Raw genomic sequence first — 16,242 nt, forward strand, 5'->3', positions numbered from 1 at the left:
TAAAATGTACAAATTAGAAAAAACCATTTTGGCAGCGTTGTTATTAGGCGCATTTGTAACAACGGAAGGCAACACACAGACTATCAAGAAAACGACCAAACCAGCTGCGGCTGTAAAGAAGGCGCCGGCAGCACCAGCAAAAGCAGTAACAACGCCTTTAGTACTCAAAACTCAGATGGATTCTTTGTCAGCGGCAATTGGAGTAAGCTTTGCCAATTCGCTGTCCTCGCAGGGAGTGTTAGGCATCAATACCGAGGTACTTACGAGAACAATCAATGCAGCGCTCAAAGGTAGCAAAACTACGTTCTCACCTGAGGATGCCAATGCATTTATAGGAAGCTATTTTCAAAAAATGATGGAAGAAAAAGGAGCAGTTGTTCGGATTGAGGGAGAAAAATTCCTGGCAGAAAACAAGAAAAGAACAGGTGTGACAACCACTGAAAGCGGGTTGCAATTTGAAGTGATCAAAACCGGCGACGGTCCTAAACCTGCTGCAACTGATAAAGTAAAAACGCATTACCACGGAACTCTGACCAATGGAACGGTTTTTGACAGTTCAGTGGACAGGGGAGAACCCGTTGAGTTTCCGGTAAATGGCGTGATAAAAGGGTGGACGGAAGCACTTCAATTAATGCCGGTCGGTTCAAAATGGAAGCTATACATTCCTTATCAGCTTGCGTACGGAGAGCGGGCCGCGGGACCTCAGATACCAGCTTATTCAGCATTGGTTTTCGAGGTCGAATTATTAGAAATAATTAAATAGGAAAACGTGCGATAATGAGAAAGTACTTAATCACTCTTATACCGGTTGTGTTGCTTGGATGGCAGCGGGGCCCTGTTCAGGATCATACGGCAACAGTACCTGCTGTTGGAACGTCATCAATGGAAGATGACATCAAGCCAATCCCTGCTCAATACAAGGCGGAGGAGTTGACTACACGTATTTTATCAAGTTATCATTATAGAAAAACCAAGCTGAACGATTCGTTATCCGAGGCGATTTTCGACAAGTATATCGACGGAATCGACCATGGTAAGCTGTATTACCTGGCCGAGGATATGAAGCAATTCGAGCAGTATAAAGATCAGTTTGATGATTATCTGCAGAAGAGAGAGCTGGATGTCCCCTTCCAGATCTATAACGTTTTCAGAAAGCGCTACAAGGAAAGAAGCGAGTATATCCAGAATTTGCTAGGTCAGGCGAAACCATTTGATTTTACAACAGACGAATCAATGGACACTGATCGTGAAAAAGCAACCTGGGCAAAAAGTACTGACGATCTGAATGACACTTGGAGAAAATACCTGAAAAGCGAGGCACTTGACCTTAAACTCTCCGGAAAAGCGGATACTGCAGTAATTACCACCCTGCGTGATCGGTACAAAAACCGCGACCGCGCATTGGGCCGTATCCGTACCGAGCAGGTTTTTCAGATGTATATGAATGCGTATGCAGAGTCAATGGATCCGCATACAAGCTACATGGCGCCTACCTCTGCGGATCGTTTCAAGCAGGAAATGAGCCAGTCACTTGAAGGTATCGGTGCACTGCTTGGAGAAGAAGATAATTACATCAAGATCAAAGATGTAATTCCTGGCGGACCAGCATTCAAAGGAAAGCAGCTTAAGAAAGAGGATAAAATTGTGGCGGTAGCGCAGGGGGATGAGGGTAAAATGGTGGATATCATCGGCTGGTTCGTTGATGACGCTGTGAAGCTTATCAAAGGGCCGAAATCTACCGTGGTTCGTCTGCAGGTAATCTCCGCCGACGCATTGCCAGGAACTCCTCCCAAAGAATACCGTCTTGTTCGTGAGAAAATTAAACTGGAAGAGCAACGCGCCAAGAGCGAAATCGTTTCGATTAACAACGCGAACAAAACTTTCAAGATCGGTGTGATCGACATTCCATTGTTCTACCGCGATTTTGAAGGCGCTCAACACAGAGAAAAGGAATTTTCAAGCACCACGCGTGACGTACAAAAGCTGATTACCGAGTTGCAGGCTTCTAATGTAGATGGTATCGTAATCGACTTGCGTAATAATGGTGGTGGCTCGTTGACAGAGGCTGTTTCTCTTACTGGCTTATTTATCAACAGAGGGCCCGTTGTTCAGGTGAAAGAAGGTCAGGGCGAGATCGAGGTTCAGTCAGATAATGATCCTGCTATTGCTTACGATGGACCAATGGCGGTAATGGTAAACCGGTTTAGTGCTTCTGCTTCTGAAATCTTTGCCGCAGCTATTCAGGATTACAAACGCGGAATTATTGTTGGTGAGCAGACTTATGGTAAAGGAACGGTTCAAACTTTGATCGATCTTAACCAATGGGTACCAAAAGAAACTGACCAGCTGGGTCAGGTTAAATTGACGGTTGCTAAGTTTTACCGAATCAATGGAAGCAGCACGCAGCTAAAAGGCGTTATGCCAGACCTGGAATTACCAACCGCATTTAAAGAAAATGAATACGGTGAAGGTTCTCAGCCAAGTGCATTACCATGGGACCAGATTCCATCATCGAAATACGAGGTTACCAATAGCGTTAATCCGAAGATGATCGAGCAGCTGCGTGATAAGTACAAGCACCGGTTGAAAACGGATGATGAATTGAAAACGCTTGCAAAAACGTTGCAGGAGTTCAAGGAAGCTCGCGAAAACAAAGTGGTATCACTGCAGGAATCGAAACGTAAAATCGAAAGAGACGAAGCTGAGAAAAAAAGAGCGGCAATGAAACAGCTGGGAGAAGATGCAACTGACGGAGACGAAGATGAAGACCCGAAAGCGGTAGAAGCTCCGAAAGAGGCGAAAAAGAAAAAAGACATATATCTGACCGAAACCGGTCGCATGCTGGCTGATCTGATCGTGATATCAAAAGAGCCAAGCCTCGCAGGCGCTAAAAAGAAGTAAAAAGTACCATTCCATGAACTGAGAAGAGGGCGATTCCATACGGAGTTGCCCTCTTCGTTTTTAAGGTATAATGAGAAAAATTCTTAGATTCGTACTTCTCACAAGCATGTGATAGAAGCAGTTAATGCGCTTGGCAAGACTAAATGGAATAAGCATGCAGCTCAAAGACACAACAGCATTGGTTACCGGCGGCGCCTCCGGACTAGGAGAAGCGACAGTACGCTTATTCGTACAGGCAGGTGCTAATGTGGTGATCCTGGATCTCAATGAAGCGGCCGGACAAAGCCTCGAAGCGGCATTCGCCGGTCAGGTTGTGTTTGTAAAAACGGACGTTTCCAGTGAAAGCGAAGTGCAGAATGCGTTGGACTTAGCGCTGGGAAGATTTGGTAACATTCACATAGTTGTCAATTGTGCGGGTGTTGCTCCCGCCCGAAAGATCGTCGGCAAAAATGACGGTGTTTACGGACCGCATTCCCTGGAAATTTTTGAAAAAACAATTCGCACCAACCTCATTGGTACCTTCAATGTGATGCGCCTGGCTGCATTTGTTATGGAGAAAAATGAGCCGAATGAAGAAGGCGAACGCGGCGTTATTATCAATACAGCGTCTGTTGCGGCTTATGATGGACAAATGGCGCAGGTAGCTTATGCGGCAAGTAAAGGCGGCATTGTCAGTATGACATTGCCGGTAGCACGTGATCTTGCCAGGTCGGGGATTCGCGTCATGGCGATTGCTCCGGGCCTTTTTGAAACGCCTCTGATGCTCGGATTACCGGAGGAAGCCAGGCTTTCGCTTGGACAGCAGATTCCATTTCCATCCCGTCTCGGAAGGCCATCGGAATATGCGTTGCTAGCTAAATCAATCGTTGAGAATCCAATGCTCAATGGAGAAGTAATCCGCCTCGACGGGGCGATCAGAATGGCGGCCAAATAATGCAGGCACTTTTCAACATATTAACTACGCGGCCAACACTTTTAAAGTGGCTCTTTCTGGTGGTTTTATCTACCGGGAGCTCCCTCTTTCGGGATGCAGCATACAGCGGTGCTTTCCGCACAGAGCAGGTATATACAGCGGAAGCGCGGCAAACTGCTGGTATAACCATCAGCCTTTTCCGCTCAGCTACTTCTGTTAGAGCTTCCGTAAAAGCAGGAATAAACAGGTTTAGCTTAGCTTTCTTATTTCAATTTGCAAGAGCAACAAACACGCGGTACAAGCTGCTTGCTGTTATCTTTTTGTCCATTCTCTACAAACTCCGGCAGATCAACTCGCAGCTATACTGCCGAATTCTCCACCTGCCGGTTCCGGTTTTTTCCAGATCCTGAACAATCTGTATTGTTCTGTTGCTACGCCTGGCATTCTCGCCAGCGCGTACACATTTATGCCGTTTTCAGTTTTGGAAACGGTAAGTATCCATTTATAAAATCTGGGGAATGAATGCGGGAAAATATTTTAGCAGCGCAAGAAAATGGTTGCGCCGACTGGCTATGGCCTATATGCTTGGTTTTGCGAATGCAATCAATCAGGAGACAAAAATGATGGACGATCCATTCTTTAAAACAGAGCAGGTATTACCGGATGACAAAGATTAGCCGGATGTAAATCGCAGCGCCCGGATCAGAATGGTAGCAAGTTCGGGCGCTCAATTTTATCACCTGAGTTGCAGAATTGTTTAATAGTACCTGCACCTTATGTACTTTTGGACAAGAAACATAGCTTATAAATGAACAGGAAATCGATTGCAGTAGATATGGACAATGTCCTCGTTGACATTGAAATTAATTGGATTAACGCTTACGAGAAGGCTTTTGGAGTAAGAGTAAGCCGGGAAGCAATGCTCGGTATCCCCGAAGATCAGGCATTTCCCGATCCGGTAGCTGCCTGGGGTTTGCTGTACCAACCTGGATTTTTCCGTAACGCTCCGGTGATCGCGGGCGCTCAGGAGGCTATCCTGAAATTGCAGGAAAACTATGAGATTTACATCGTATCTGCCGCGATGGAGTTCCCGAATTCACTTCTTGAAAAACACGATTGGCTGGGTGAACATTTTCCGTCCATTCATTGGAGAAACATTGTTTTTTGCGGTGATAAAAGCGTGATCAACACTGATTACCTGATCGACGATCATTTGAAAAACCTAGACTTCTGCAAGGGAACGCCGATCCTTTTCTCGGCATCACATAATGCGGGTATCGATAAACATCGCCGGGTAAACAGCTGGGCGGAAGTATTGGAGTTGTTTGAAGAGGAGAATGCTAAATAGAATCTAGCATTCTCATTGTTCTTCTTTTACCTTTTCTTTGAGCTGTAACAACTCGTCGCGCAGCCTGGCAGCTTCCAGGAAGTCCATGTCTTTGGCTGCAGCTTCCATTTTTCGCTGGGTTTCTGCGATGAGTTTTTGCAGATCGTTTTTACCCATATACTGTACCACCGGATCAGCTGCGATCCTAATTTCCTGCGGTTCTACGTACACTTTCCGCACTTTGGAATCAGCCACCGAGGTTTGCTCCATAATCGCTTCTTTCGATTTTAGGATCGTTTTTGGTACAATGCCATTCTCAAAGTTGTACTCCATCTGAATGGCGCGGCGACGGTTTGTCTCATCGATCGCAAGCTGCATCGACCCGGTCATTACATCAGCATACATAATTACCTTCCCGCGGTCATTACGCGCCGCGCGGCCGATCGTCTGGATCATAGAGCGCGTATCACGCAGGAATCCTTCCTTATCCGCGTCCATAATGGCTACGAGTGATACTTCCGGTAAATCCAGACCTTCGCGCAAGAGGTTTACGCCCACAAGTACATCAAATATACCCAGCCGAAGCTCCCTCAAAATCTCAACCCGGTCCAGCGCTTTTACCTCCGAGTGGATGTACCGGCATTTGATACCAACGCGGTCCAGGTATTTGCTTAACTCCTCGGCCATTCTTTTCGTCAGCGTGGTCACCAGAACGCGATCGCCCATTTTGATCCGCTCAGTAATTTCTTCGAGCAGATTATCGATCTGGTTCAGACTTGGTCTGACCTCGATTTCCGGATCCAGTAGTCCGGTAGGGCGGATAATCTGTTCCACCACTACACCTTCCGATTTCCTGAGCTCATAATCTGCCGGCGTGGCACTTACGAAAATCGTTTGCGGTGTCATATCTTCAAACTCCTGGAATGTAAGCGGCCGGTTGTCCAGTGCAGAAGGAAGCCTGAAACCGTATTCTACCAAAGCCTCTTTCCTGGACCGGTCGCCGCCCCACATCGCGCGGATCTGCGGCATCGTCACGTGGCTTTCGTCCACTACCATTAAAAAATCGTCAGGGAAATAATCAAGCAGGCAGAATGGCCGCTGGCCTGGCAGTCGCCTGTCGAAATAGCGCGAGTAATTCTCGATACCCGAGCAGTAACCCAGCTCGCGCATCATTTCCATATCAAATTCAGTACGTTCCTTCACGCGCTCCGCTTCTGCCAGTCTGCCTTCTTTGGTGAAGAACTGAATTTGCTGCACAAGATCATTCTGTATTTCTGAAATCGACTGCGTAAGTACATCGCGGCCCGTTACAAACAGGTTGGCAGGAAATATGGCCACTGCTTTTTCTGACGAGATCTTTTTTCCTGTTTCCGGCTCAATGCGCTGGATCTCCTCAATTTCATCTCCAAAAAAGATAAAGCGATAAGCAAAATCAGCATACCCCGGATAAACGTCAACAGTATCGCCTTTGACGCGGAAATTACCCCGGTTGAATTCCAGTTCGGTCCTGCTGTAAAGGATTTCCACCAGTCTGAACAAAAACTGGTTCCTGCTAACAATATCGCCCAGCTTTGCACTCACAATGCTCTTCTTGTATTCGTGCGGGTTACCGGCACCATAAATGCAAGAAACCGACGCCACGACAATAACATCGCGTCGACCGCTCATCAATGAAGAAACCGTATGCAGCCGCAGCTTTTCGATTTCCTGATTGATCATCAGGTCCTTTTCTATATACGTATTGGTAGTGGATATAAAAGCTTCCGGCTGGTAGTAGTCGTAATAACTGATAAAGTACTCGACTGCATTATTGGGGAAAAACTGCTTGAATTCGCCGTAAAGCTGTGCTGCCAGGGTTTTATTGTGGCTGAGCACCAGGGTAGGTTTGTTGACGCGGGCTACTACATTGGCAACCGTAAATGTCTTGCCCGAGCCGGTTACCCCAAGTAATGTTTGTGCTGGTTCACCAGCTTGTAATCCTTGAACAAGTTGTTCGATTGCGTCGGGCTGATCACCCGTAGGTTGGTATTGGGAAGTGAGTTCGAAGTTCATAACGCATATTAGGCCGTACCGGAAATAACGCATTTCAAAGATAGATTAGTTTCTTTGAAATGCGTCCGGAACTGCCTTATGCTTGTCTTAGAACACTTTCAGCGTTTTCAACAGCCTTTTTCTCTTTCCAGTGCTGCCATTCAAGGCCCAGCAGCTTGGTCATACTTTTATCCACAAACGTGTGACGAACCAGGTTCATGCCGCCTTTCACAGCCGTGAAAATGGAGTTGTTGGCTCTCAATGCAAGACTGAAACCACCGTCGACATAACGGATATAATGCCACCACAATGAAGGAATAAAGATCGTTTCGCCGTGGTACAATGTAGTTTCATGGCCCACTGCGCCTTTCAATGCAGGAAAACGCTCGTAGTCCGGATTAAGCGGATCCACTTTGCTCATTACTGTAAATGGGTGGTGGTATAACCTGCGGCTTTCTTCGGGAGAAAACAGAATTAGCTGCTTGCGCGTCTGGAATTGCGTCAGGAATACATTGGAGCAGTCCATATCGTAATGCAGACTGGTAATGGATCCCTCACCTCCGAAGAATACAAACTTGTAGGACTTTAAAAATCCGTCCATGATCGTCGGAAAACGGATATCGTTTGCCAGCTCAGGGATTTTTTTAAAAATATCAAAAAGGAAAATACGAAGGTCAGTCGGCCCTTTCTCGATCAACGAGAGATACTCGCCAAACTTCATTGTTTTCGCAATCTGGAAATATTTATCTGCATCGTGAAGATGGTTGTCAACCAGGGGAACATCCAGATTACCGTGATTCTCTCTCAACCACTCAAATGTCCATTTCTGAACTGCCGGCCAATCTTTTGCCAAATCCGTAAAAACCACCGGCTTGCTTGGTTTCAGGTAATTTTCGATAAATTCCTCGCGTGTTAACCCACTACGCTTTTCTATTGGCACTAATTTCATACAGAAACTGAGTAAATAGGTAATCAATTAGACTATAATACTGTAAACTCAACGTTTTCAGCGGCCTTGCCGATACATTTTACCTTATCTTACGCCCGGTCAAATGTATTAAAGAGAATTCAAAAATATAAATTTCGATTCATTTAATAATCATATTCTTTATTCTATATAGAATTTATAGACTAATAAGATCAAAGGCCCGGCTTCCATGCGTTACTATACCATTTTACCCCCTCCCGACCTGGCCGCCTATATCAGGTGTTTCTGGGTATTGGAACATGAAGTGAGTGCCTGCAAGCCGTATTTTCATAAAACAATGGCCGATGGCTGTGCCGAGCTGATCTTTCATTACAAGGGCAGGTTCGACGAAATAAGTCAGTCCGGCGAGGCGGCGCTTTCTTTCACATCCGGGTTAAGCGGGCCTTCCTCGCAGTTCCGCAGGTTTCGTATAGGCGAAAGTTTCGGAATATTCGGAGTGTACCTGTTTCCATATGCATTGCAGGGTTTATTCAAAATCCCGGCCTGCGAGCTGGTCAATGAAATGCCTGACCTGCGAGCGCTGCTGGGTAAAAAGGGGGAGGAGCTGGAAGAACAAATGATGCTTGCGGAAAACAACCAGGTAAGGGTTGCTATTATGTGCCGGTTCCTGAGGAGGTGTTTGCTTAAAAGCGCACAACCGGAACCTGCTGCATTCGCGATGATCAACCAGGTAATCCAAAATAACGGGCTTACCAGCGTGGCCGGGCTTGCGGCACAAAACAGTTTGTCGACGAGGCAGCTTGAACGTAAGTTCAAGACATTTTCAGGTTTCAGCCCGAAGCTTTTTTCGCGTATTGTACGCTTTCATACCGCGATGAATGCATATGGCGACAAGAGCAAATCTCTGACCGAAATTGCCTACGAAGCCGGCTATTATGATCAGTCGCATTTCATTCACGAGTTCAAAGCATTTTCGGGAGAGCATCCGGGCAGCTATTTTTCGGGAAATTCAGAAGCGACAGAGTACCGCGACGCTTGATGTCGTGTTTTTCCAATTTCCTGTTTTGGTACTGACCTAGTTTTGTCCTAAACATAAACCAATAATCATGAGCACTGTAAAAATTCCAAACGGCCACCAGGCAGTGATGCCTTATCTAATGCTGGACAAAGCCATTCGTTTCAAAGATTTTGTCACCCAGGTTTTAGGTGGCGAAATTGTGTCTACCCATTTTCAGGAAGACGAGCCAGCTCTGATCAAGCATGCCGAAGTGCGGATAGGAGAGAGTACCATTATGTTTTGCGACAGTCGCGGTGAGTGGCCTGCCCAGCCGGCTAACTTGTTTGTGTACGTTGAAAATGCGGATGATACGTACCGGAAAGCGCTTGAATCGGGTGCAACGAGCATGATGGAACCCGCAGATCAGGATTATGGAAGAAGCTGCGGCGTAACAGATCCGTGCGGAAATGTGTGGTGGATTACTTCTGTGATCTGAGCGCGCATCTTTTGCCTTAAAGCTGTCTTTATCGCTATATTGAGCCGCGGTAAGACAGCTTCCTTTTTTATGATCAATTACGATAACAGGGTTTTTATCCCACTTTCCAATACTGAAAACGGCGAGGTGGATCTGAGTATGCAGTTTGTTTACAAGCAAACCGGCAACATTGTTACTTCCACGTACGCAGGCGGCAGAATTATCAGCGGGCACCTGATCGCATTGGTGGACGAAGCCGGTCACCTGGATATGCGCTACCACCAGGTAAATGATAAAGGCGAGATTACAACAGGGATTTGCAAATCAACCCCCGAGCAACTGCCGAACGGAAAATTGCGTATGCATGAAAAATGGCAATGGACTTCCGGTGACCTCTCTTTCGGGGAATCGCTTCTGCAAGAATTATAATGCCTTAAACCTGTCTGTATCATGCGCGCTTTGAAGATCTGGTCACTTGTTTTATTACTTACTGCATTGTTCACCAATCTGCATGCGCAGCCTTCCAGAATTGTATCCGGAAGCACAAAATTCAGTGTCAGGTACATACTTGGTACCTGCAACGGGAATTTCGCCGCTCCGACAGGAACAGCAGTTTTCAATGATAAAAGCCCGGAGAATGCCGCATTTGACATTAAGATTGCAGCCAGCACCTTTGATACAAAGAATAATTCGCGCGACAAGGATATGAAAAGCGAGAAGTATTTTCATGTTGAAAAGTATCCAGATATCCATTTCAAATCGTCCCGCGTCGGTAAAAAGGAGGGCGGCTATCAGGCTACCGGTACCCTCACAATCCGCGATGTTTCCAAAACAGTTACCCTCCCGTTTGACGCAAAAAAGAATGCCGACGGTAGCTACAATCTTACCAGCACATTCGAGGTGAACCGGCTCGACTACAAAATCGGTGAAAAGGACTGGAAGCTAAAAGATATCGTTACCGTCACATTGCAGGCAGTCGCCAGATAAAGCAACTTCTCTAAAATGTAAGCTTCATTTCAGGAGCTGTAAATGCGCCCGCGTAATTATTTTTCTCATTAATTGTATTTAGTCTAAATAATACATTTTATTTGTATTAATAATTAGTCTAAATAAGCTCCGATGAGATCAATCTTTACTGTCTTGTGCTTGCTGGTCAGCATCGCCTATACCTGGGCGCAGGTGGGAAATGGCGTGATCGAGGGCAAACTGATCTTAAAAGACGGGCTTCCGGCTTCATCTGTAAGCCTGTTTCTGAAAGAGACCAGCTATGGTACCCAGTCAGACAGTACAGGTTTTTTCAGTTTGAAGGCGCCGGCAGGCAGCTACCAGCTTGTGGTAAAAAGCATTGGAAAAGCGGAAAGAGCGATCAAAGTGCAGATTGAAGCGGGTAAGACCATTCAGCTCTCCGACATACAAGTAGCAGAAAGCCCGCTTGCATTAATGGAAATGGTCGTAACAGGTCAGTCTGAACCCCAATCACTCAGAAACTCGGTTTATCAGGTTCGTACCATTAACAGCGAGCGGATCAGAATGCGCGGGGCTACCAGCTTGCAGGCTGTTCTGAATACGGAGCTGGGAATCCGGTTTTCAAATGACCTTACCCTCGGCACCAGCGATATTCAGTTAATGGGCATGTCCGGACAAAATGTGAAGATCCTGCTCGACGGGATCCCGATGGTGGACCGGGGCAGTACACGGGAAAGTCTGGGGCAGATTGATATCAACAGCATCGAACGTATAGAGATCGTCGAAGGGCCGATGTCGGTCATGTACGGTACCGATGCGCTCGCCGGGGTTATCAACCTGATTACCAAAAAGCAACACTCCGGTTCCAATATGATCGTAAGTGCGCGTTTGCAGGAAGAAACAGCCGGCAAAGAATACGATCCGCTTACGGAGAAAGGTACTCACAATCAAAGTCTTGTACTGACCTGGCAGAACCAGAACCTGCAATTTTCAGGCAATGTGACGCGGAATAATTTCGGCGGTTGGCAGGGGAATGCAGTCGGGCGTGAAAAAGAATGGATGCCCAAGGAGCAGATGCTTTATACGGCAGGGAGCAGGTACCAGGGCAGCAAATGGAATGTTTGGTACCGGTTCAATGGAACGGACGAGACAATCCGGTATTTCGGCAGACGAAATGTCGAATTAACGGCTGTTGACAAGGATTATATCAGCAAACGCTGGTTTCATCAGGTACAATCCGAATATAAGGTAAGTGAAAAGCTCAACCTCAATGCGGTGGTGTCTTACACCGACTACTCCCGCAGGACGCTCACTACCAACGTCGATGCAAATGACCGGCGCACTTTGTCGCTTGACGCAGGCGCTCAGGATAAGTCTGTATTCACGACCACATTCTTCCGTGGAACTGCTTTTTATAAAGTATCCGACGGATTTTCGGTGCTCGCCGGGGTTGATTTCTCAAACAACGCAAGTTCCGGCGCGAGGATTTCAGGTTCCCCGACTATCGGAGAATATGCTTTGTTTATAGCCCCCGAGGTGAAGATAGGAGAGGTACTCCGGCTTACGCCCGGATTGCGCTTTCTTAAAAATTCTGTTTACGACGCGCCGCCGGTTATTCCTTCGCTGAATGGAAAGTTGACAATCTCAAAAAACCTCGATTACCGTTTCGGCTACGCCCGCGGCTTCCGTTCTCCTGCACTGCGTGAGCTGTATTTTGATTTTGTAGATGCATCCCATCAAATTTTTGGAAATACGAATCTCAAAGCGGAATACTCTGACAGCTTCAATTCATTTCTGGTCTGGCAGGCTGCTAGCAAAGCGCATCTCCGCGTAACGTCAACAATAGGCGGTTTTTACAACATTTTTCACGACCAGATTGGCTTTGCCACTGACCCGAAGGATGCCAGCAAGACCACTTATCTCAACATCCATCTGTTTAAAACCACCGGCTTTACGATTGACAATAAACTATTTACCAAACACATTCAGGCAAGTATCGGAGCGAGTTATGTGGGAAGATACAACCAGTTTTCTGCCGATCCGGAGCTTTACGGTGAACTGCCGCAGTTTGAATGGTCGCCTGAAATCAATGCGAACCTGCTGTACACTTTTACCAAAATCCGTGCGGGGATCAACCTTTTTTACAAGTACACCGGCAAGCTCCCCAACTACGAGTCAGCTGATTTGATCAGCGTCAACCTGGCTGAAACGGCAGGCTATCACATGGCGGACATTACTATCAACAAAGCTTTCGGCAAATACGTGAACCTGCTCGGAGGCGTGAAAAACCTGCTCGGGGTAACCACACTCAACAATACCTCAACAGATACGGGCAACGCGCATAGCACCGGCGGGGCAGTGCCTATGTCTTATGGACGCTCGTGGTTTCTCGGATTGAATTTTCAGTGGTCAAAAAATTAACATATACCCTTTTACATAACTCCAACCAAAATGAAGAAAATAGTTAAGTCCCTGTTGCTGATCGCCTTTCTGGGAAGCTTTAATGCATGTAATGATGACGAGCCGCCACTTCCTGATAATGTAGCCGGTTTTGAAAGTGCTGAAAAAGGGTTTGAAGGAGAGGAGACCGAGATCAGGATCACGCTTTCGCGTGCCGTGGACGTAGTTACGCCGGTCACAGTTTCAGTTACGCCCACACAGCTTACGTATGGTAATGAATTTACGACCACTCCGGCCGAAGTCAACAATGCAATTTCCCTGTCGGTACCTGCCGGGCAGTCTGCGGTATCTTTTAAAGTGACCAAAAAAGCGGGCATTCTGCTGGACGGTGATGAGCATATTGCATTCAGGATCACCTCAGTAGGAGCACCTGCATTGGCAGGCACTGCTACCGATCTCAAACTTAGCTTCAAGGCAATTGTTTCCGAAGGTACCAGTATTCAGCTCAACGGGATTGCCGACGATGAACCGGGAAGCAGCGCGGCTAATGCTGTATTCCTCGATCTGAGCAGCAATACCCAAACCGCGGTGCTGCGCGACAGCTGGGATCTTGGTTTTTACAGCGGCACTGATTTCCGCGTGATCATCAATGGAACAAATGGCGCTTCTGCATTAATGGTTAACAAATCGGATATCAATGCAGTTACAGCCGGTGATTTTGTTGCGGATTCGCTGGCAGTTGGTCAGGGAAAGGGCAAGCTAACGCTGGTTGACGATGCCAAAGGCGATTTGACCAAAACTGTAATCAAAGAAATTTCAGCTACTGATGCGGACAATAAAGTGTACATCCTCAACCGAAAAGGCGGTACTGCGAACGTACTTCCCGCTGACCAACTCTACAAAATCCGCATTGTACGAAAAGGAACGGGCTATTCTGTCCAATATGCCAAATTGAATGAGACCACATTTAAAACGATTGATGTAAACAAGGACGCGACTTCCAACTTCGAATATGTATCTCTTGGAAAAGGCGCTGCGGTCGAAGTCGAGCCCGCGAAAGATAAGTGGGATTTACGATGGGGATATAGCATGTACTATACCAATTTCGGCACCGGCCTGATTCCCTATGGATTTTCAGACCTGGTTTTCACAAACAAACATGCGAACGTAGAAGCTGCCGAGGTACTCACTGCCACTGCGACCTACGATGCATTTGCCGAAAGTAACCTCGCGGGAATTACCTTTTCCAAAGATGCTGACGCGATCGGTTCCAAATGGCGGGTAACTTCCGGCGGGCCTGAGGGCGTGAAAACAGATCGTTTTTACCTGATCAAAGACCCGGCAGGAAATATCTACAAACTCCGGTTTGTGAACTTCCATCCAAACGATGGCGGTGTGCGCGGAAAACCGAAGCTGGAATACAAGCTGGTTAAAAAGGGAGCTTAATCAATTCAAATCGTTAGCTATGAAAATGCTTTTAATATCAATATCCATTCTTGTTTCCGTATTCCAGATGAAGGTAACAAAGCCGGCAGAGCCCATTGTTGCAGGTAATGCAGCAGCAATAGTGGTGGTCAAAGACCTTGACGCAAATGCTAAGCCTTACGTTTATTTCAGCTTTGCGAGCGGAAAAGATGTGCCCGCGAGCGAAGCCAAAACCAGGAACTGGGACATTGCTTTCAGCAAAACGACCATCGCCATTAACGGAGGAACCAGCGGCCCGGGAGAAGGCGGCGCAATGGTGGTGGAAAAACCATTTACGTCATTGACCGAGGCACCCAAAGAAGGTTACAAGTCCGACAGTGAGGCGGGATATGCAATACACGGCGGCAGCGGTAATTCGTGGTACAAATACGATATGGGCGTGCACGCGATCCTGCCGATTGTCGGGAGGACGATCCTGCTGAAAACGGCTGAGGGTAAGTATGCCAAAATCGAGATTATCAGCTACTATAAAGGGGCGCCGGAAGAAGTACCGACAGAAGAGTCCAGTTACTATACTTTCAGGTATGTACTGGCTGATGCTAATGGTAAGTTCTAGCTATTTGCGCTCGTATTTCCAATTTCTTGATTTACCTTCCCCTATCCACTCAATAGCAGTTTCGACGCGCTTCATGCGCGTCGTTTCTGTTTTTGCCTCTTCCAGCCACATCACATATTCCTTTTTGCCGGACTGGCTGAATGCATTGAAGTAAGTTTTTGCCTGGGGGTTTTCTTCCAAAGCTTCCAGCAGGTAGTCAGGTATCACCAGCTCCTTTTTCTCTTTCACTACTCCGCCGGCATTTTTGATCTTGACACCTTTGTCAATCAGCTCCATTGCTTCTGTAACAAACCCGGTCAAATGCGCTTCCGCAGGCAAGCTTTCCAGGCTGGTAATGCGACCGAGATGTCCCATTGAAGTTTTTTCAGTATCAGAGGCAAGTAATCCGTTCGGATCGGACAGGCGGGTGGCGAGCCAGAAGCTGAATGCGCAATGCTGTTTAAAGGAAGCCATACTGCACAATATGCTCCCATTGTATTCGAAATGGGGGAAGCTCCATTTCATGGTTTCTTTTACATCCGGGCAAGCCGCGTGCACAATGCTGCGCAGGTATTCCAGTATCGGGATTGCAAAAGGCGCAGACTTGACGATGTAGGCGTCGATGCGGGGATCTGTGTGGTTCATTCTTTTTAATGCGTGTTAGTTAATCCACCCAGCCAACCGCGAAAGCGGCAATCAATGCGATCACGAGCAGCGCGAGCAGCAGATAAAGTACTCTTTTCAGTACATTATTTTTCCGGGGTATATAAATGAATTTGTATTTGACCTCGTCGATATCCTCTATGGTTTCCACGTTTTTCATTCCTGCTTTTTCCAGAACGCGAACAGAAGCCGCATTGTCTACATTTACGAATGCGATCACATTGGCTGCGTGGAGGTGGTTTTTTGCAAAATGGATCAGGCCAGAGGCAATTTCAGTCGCAATTCCTTTGCCCCAATGTTCAAATCGTATCCGGTAACCGATCTCAATATCAGGTCCGCTTTTGTCCAGCTTCGCTACTCCGATGAGCTCGGCCGACTCGGGTATTTCAATCAGGTACCTGCCCAGGTAGGTGTCGGGCCCGTATTCGCCGACAATCGTCCGGAGCATTTCATCCGACTGAATGCGATTGAGCGCATAACCTGTCACAAACTTCATCACCGCGTCATTGTTGCTGAGCAGGTAGTACTTTTCACTATCCGCAGCAGTCAGTTTGGTAAGCACAAAACGCCCGATCCTGATTGGCCTCACATCCATAAAACGGCATTATTTTCAACGTCCGG

The 16,242-nt window shown here is 47.0% G+C and carries 16 protein-coding genes; 12 read left to right on the plus strand and 4 right to left on the minus strand.

The window, feature by feature from the left end:
* Positions 1-4 precede the first annotated feature (4 nt).
* The 5 genes from bamJ (at position 5) to AC1XTG_RS15820 (ending at position 5,162) form a co-directional block, all read left to right on the plus strand.
* Positions 5-763 carry a BamJ family beta-barrel-assembly machinery protein gene (bamJ, locus tag AC1XTG_RS15800; protein WP_484842609.1) on the plus strand — a complete coding sequence of 253 codons (759 nt, stop codon included), beginning with the start codon at positions 5-7 and terminating at the stop codon, positions 761-763.
* 14 nt (positions 764-777) lie between these two features.
* Entirely contained in the window at positions 778-2,901 is a 2,124-nt protein-coding gene (locus AC1XTG_RS15805) for a carboxy terminal-processing peptidase (RefSeq protein WP_484842610.1), read from the plus strand.
* Positions 2,902-3,055: 154 nt separating this feature from the next.
* The gene (locus AC1XTG_RS15810) at positions 3,056-3,835 is read left to right on the plus strand and encodes a 3-hydroxyacyl-CoA dehydrogenase (RefSeq protein WP_484842611.1); all 780 of its coding nucleotides are present in this window, start codon (positions 3,056-3,058) and stop codon (positions 3,833-3,835) included.
* A 497-nt stretch (positions 3,836-4,332) separates the two neighbouring features.
* Positions 4,333-4,491, plus strand: coding sequence for a hypothetical protein (locus AC1XTG_RS15815; RefSeq protein ID WP_157474572.1), 159 nt, complete (start codon positions 4,333-4,335; stop codon positions 4,489-4,491).
* A gap of 131 nt (positions 4,492-4,622) precedes the next feature.
* On the plus strand, positions 4,623-5,162 hold the full coding sequence (locus AC1XTG_RS15820) for a 5' nucleotidase, NT5C type (protein WP_056280771.1): 540 nt from the start codon (positions 4,623-4,625) through the stop codon (positions 5,160-5,162).
* 12 nt (positions 5,163-5,174) lie between these two features.
* On the opposite strand, the gene uvrB is transcribed toward AC1XTG_RS15820, so the two are convergent.
* Positions 5,175-7,193, minus strand: a complete 2,019-nt coding sequence (uvrB, locus tag AC1XTG_RS15825; protein ID WP_484842612.1) for an excinuclease ABC subunit UvrB — start codon at positions 7,191-7,193, stop codon at positions 5,175-5,177.
* Positions 7,194-7,269: 76 nt separating this feature from the next.
* Positions 7,270-8,121 carry a cupin-like domain-containing protein gene (locus tag AC1XTG_RS15830; RefSeq protein WP_484842613.1) on the minus strand — a complete coding sequence of 284 codons (852 nt, stop codon included), beginning with the start codon at positions 8,119-8,121 and terminating at the stop codon, positions 7,270-7,272.
* A gap of 208 nt (positions 8,122-8,329) precedes the next feature.
* Between AC1XTG_RS15830 and AC1XTG_RS15835 the strand changes: the two genes are divergently transcribed.
* From AC1XTG_RS15835 to AC1XTG_RS15865, 7 genes are all read left to right on the plus strand, one after another.
* Positions 8,330-9,139 carry a DUF6597 domain-containing transcriptional factor gene (locus AC1XTG_RS15835; RefSeq protein WP_484842614.1) on the plus strand — a complete coding sequence of 270 codons (810 nt, stop codon included), beginning with the start codon at positions 8,330-8,332 and terminating at the stop codon, positions 9,137-9,139.
* Positions 9,140-9,206: 67 nt separating this feature from the next.
* Entirely contained in the window at positions 9,207-9,593 is a 387-nt protein-coding gene (locus AC1XTG_RS15840; RefSeq protein WP_484842615.1) for a VOC family protein, read from the plus strand.
* A 69-nt stretch (positions 9,594-9,662) separates the two neighbouring features.
* Positions 9,663-10,001 (plus strand): avidin-fold protein, encoded by a 339-nt coding sequence (locus tag AC1XTG_RS15845; RefSeq protein WP_484842616.1) that lies wholly within the window; start codon positions 9,663-9,665, stop codon positions 9,999-10,001.
* Positions 10,002-10,022: 21 nt separating this feature from the next.
* Positions 10,023-10,559 (plus strand): YceI family protein, encoded by a 537-nt coding sequence (locus tag AC1XTG_RS15850; RefSeq protein ID WP_484842617.1) that lies wholly within the window; start codon positions 10,023-10,025, stop codon positions 10,557-10,559.
* A gap of 132 nt (positions 10,560-10,691) precedes the next feature.
* On the plus strand, positions 10,692-12,959 hold the full coding sequence (locus AC1XTG_RS15855; protein WP_484842618.1) for a TonB-dependent receptor: 2,268 nt from the start codon (positions 10,692-10,694) through the stop codon (positions 12,957-12,959).
* 30 nt (positions 12,960-12,989) lie between these two features.
* Positions 12,990-14,384 carry an HmuY family protein gene (locus AC1XTG_RS15860; RefSeq protein WP_056280784.1) on the plus strand — a complete coding sequence of 465 codons (1,395 nt, stop codon included), beginning with the start codon at positions 12,990-12,992 and terminating at the stop codon, positions 14,382-14,384.
* Positions 14,385-14,403: 19 nt separating this feature from the next.
* Positions 14,404-14,979, plus strand: coding sequence for an HmuY family protein (locus AC1XTG_RS15865; RefSeq protein WP_484842619.1), 576 nt, complete (start codon positions 14,404-14,406; stop codon positions 14,977-14,979).
* Here AC1XTG_RS15865 and AC1XTG_RS15870 read toward each other — a convergent pair whose 3' ends face one another.
* Positions 14,980-15,603: a YdeI/OmpD-associated family protein gene (locus tag AC1XTG_RS15870; protein WP_484842620.1), complete on the minus strand. Its 624-nt coding sequence runs from the start codon at positions 15,601-15,603 to the stop codon at positions 14,980-14,982.
* Positions 15,604-15,622: 19 nt separating this feature from the next.
* A complete protein-coding gene (locus tag AC1XTG_RS15875; protein WP_056280789.1) occupies positions 15,623-16,216 on the minus strand; it encodes a GNAT family N-acetyltransferase in 594 nt (197 codons plus the stop codon).
* Positions 16,217-16,242: the final 26 nt, after the last annotated feature.

It is taken from the genome of Dyadobacter sp. HNCC25DJ183, from assembly GCF_056895175.1.

Coding starts and splice junctions, on each gene's coding strand:
- bamJ (WP_484842609.1), top strand. CDS start 5: ATGTACAAATTAGAAAAAACCATTTTGGCAGCGTTGTTATTAGGCGCA.
- AC1XTG_RS15805 (WP_484842610.1), top strand. CDS start 778: ATGAGAAAGTACTTAATCACTCTTATACCGGTTGTGTTGCTTGGATGG.
- AC1XTG_RS15810 (WP_484842611.1), top strand. CDS start 3,056: ATGCAGCTCAAAGACACAACAGCATTGGTTACCGGCGGCGCCTCCGGA.
- AC1XTG_RS15815 (WP_157474572.1), top strand. CDS start 4,333: ATGAATGCGGGAAAATATTTTAGCAGCGCAAGAAAATGGTTGCGCCGA.
- AC1XTG_RS15820 (WP_056280771.1), top strand. CDS start 4,623: ATGAACAGGAAATCGATTGCAGTAGATATGGACAATGTCCTCGTTGAC.
- uvrB (WP_484842612.1), bottom strand. CDS start 7,193: ATGAACTTCGAACTCACTTCCCAATACCAACCTACGGGTGATCAGCCC.
- AC1XTG_RS15830 (WP_484842613.1), bottom strand. CDS start 8,121: ATGAAATTAGTGCCAATAGAAAAGCGTAGTGGGTTAACACGCGAGGAA.
- AC1XTG_RS15835 (WP_484842614.1), top strand. CDS start 8,330: ATGCGTTACTATACCATTTTACCCCCTCCCGACCTGGCCGCCTATATC.
- AC1XTG_RS15840 (WP_484842615.1), top strand. CDS start 9,207: ATGAGCACTGTAAAAATTCCAAACGGCCACCAGGCAGTGATGCCTTAT.
- AC1XTG_RS15845 (WP_484842616.1), top strand. CDS start 9,663: ATGATCAATTACGATAACAGGGTTTTTATCCCACTTTCCAATACTGAA.
- AC1XTG_RS15850 (WP_484842617.1), top strand. CDS start 10,023: ATGCGCGCTTTGAAGATCTGGTCACTTGTTTTATTACTTACTGCATTG.
- AC1XTG_RS15855 (WP_484842618.1), top strand. CDS start 10,692: ATGAGATCAATCTTTACTGTCTTGTGCTTGCTGGTCAGCATCGCCTAT.
- AC1XTG_RS15860 (WP_056280784.1), top strand. CDS start 12,990: ATGAAGAAAATAGTTAAGTCCCTGTTGCTGATCGCCTTTCTGGGAAGC.
- AC1XTG_RS15865 (WP_484842619.1), top strand. CDS start 14,404: ATGAAAATGCTTTTAATATCAATATCCATTCTTGTTTCCGTATTCCAG.
- AC1XTG_RS15870 (WP_484842620.1), bottom strand. CDS start 15,603: ATGAACCACACAGATCCCCGCATCGACGCCTACATCGTCAAGTCTGCG.
- AC1XTG_RS15875 (WP_056280789.1), bottom strand. CDS start 16,216: ATGGATGTGAGGCCAATCAGGATCGGGCGTTTTGTGCTTACCAAACTG.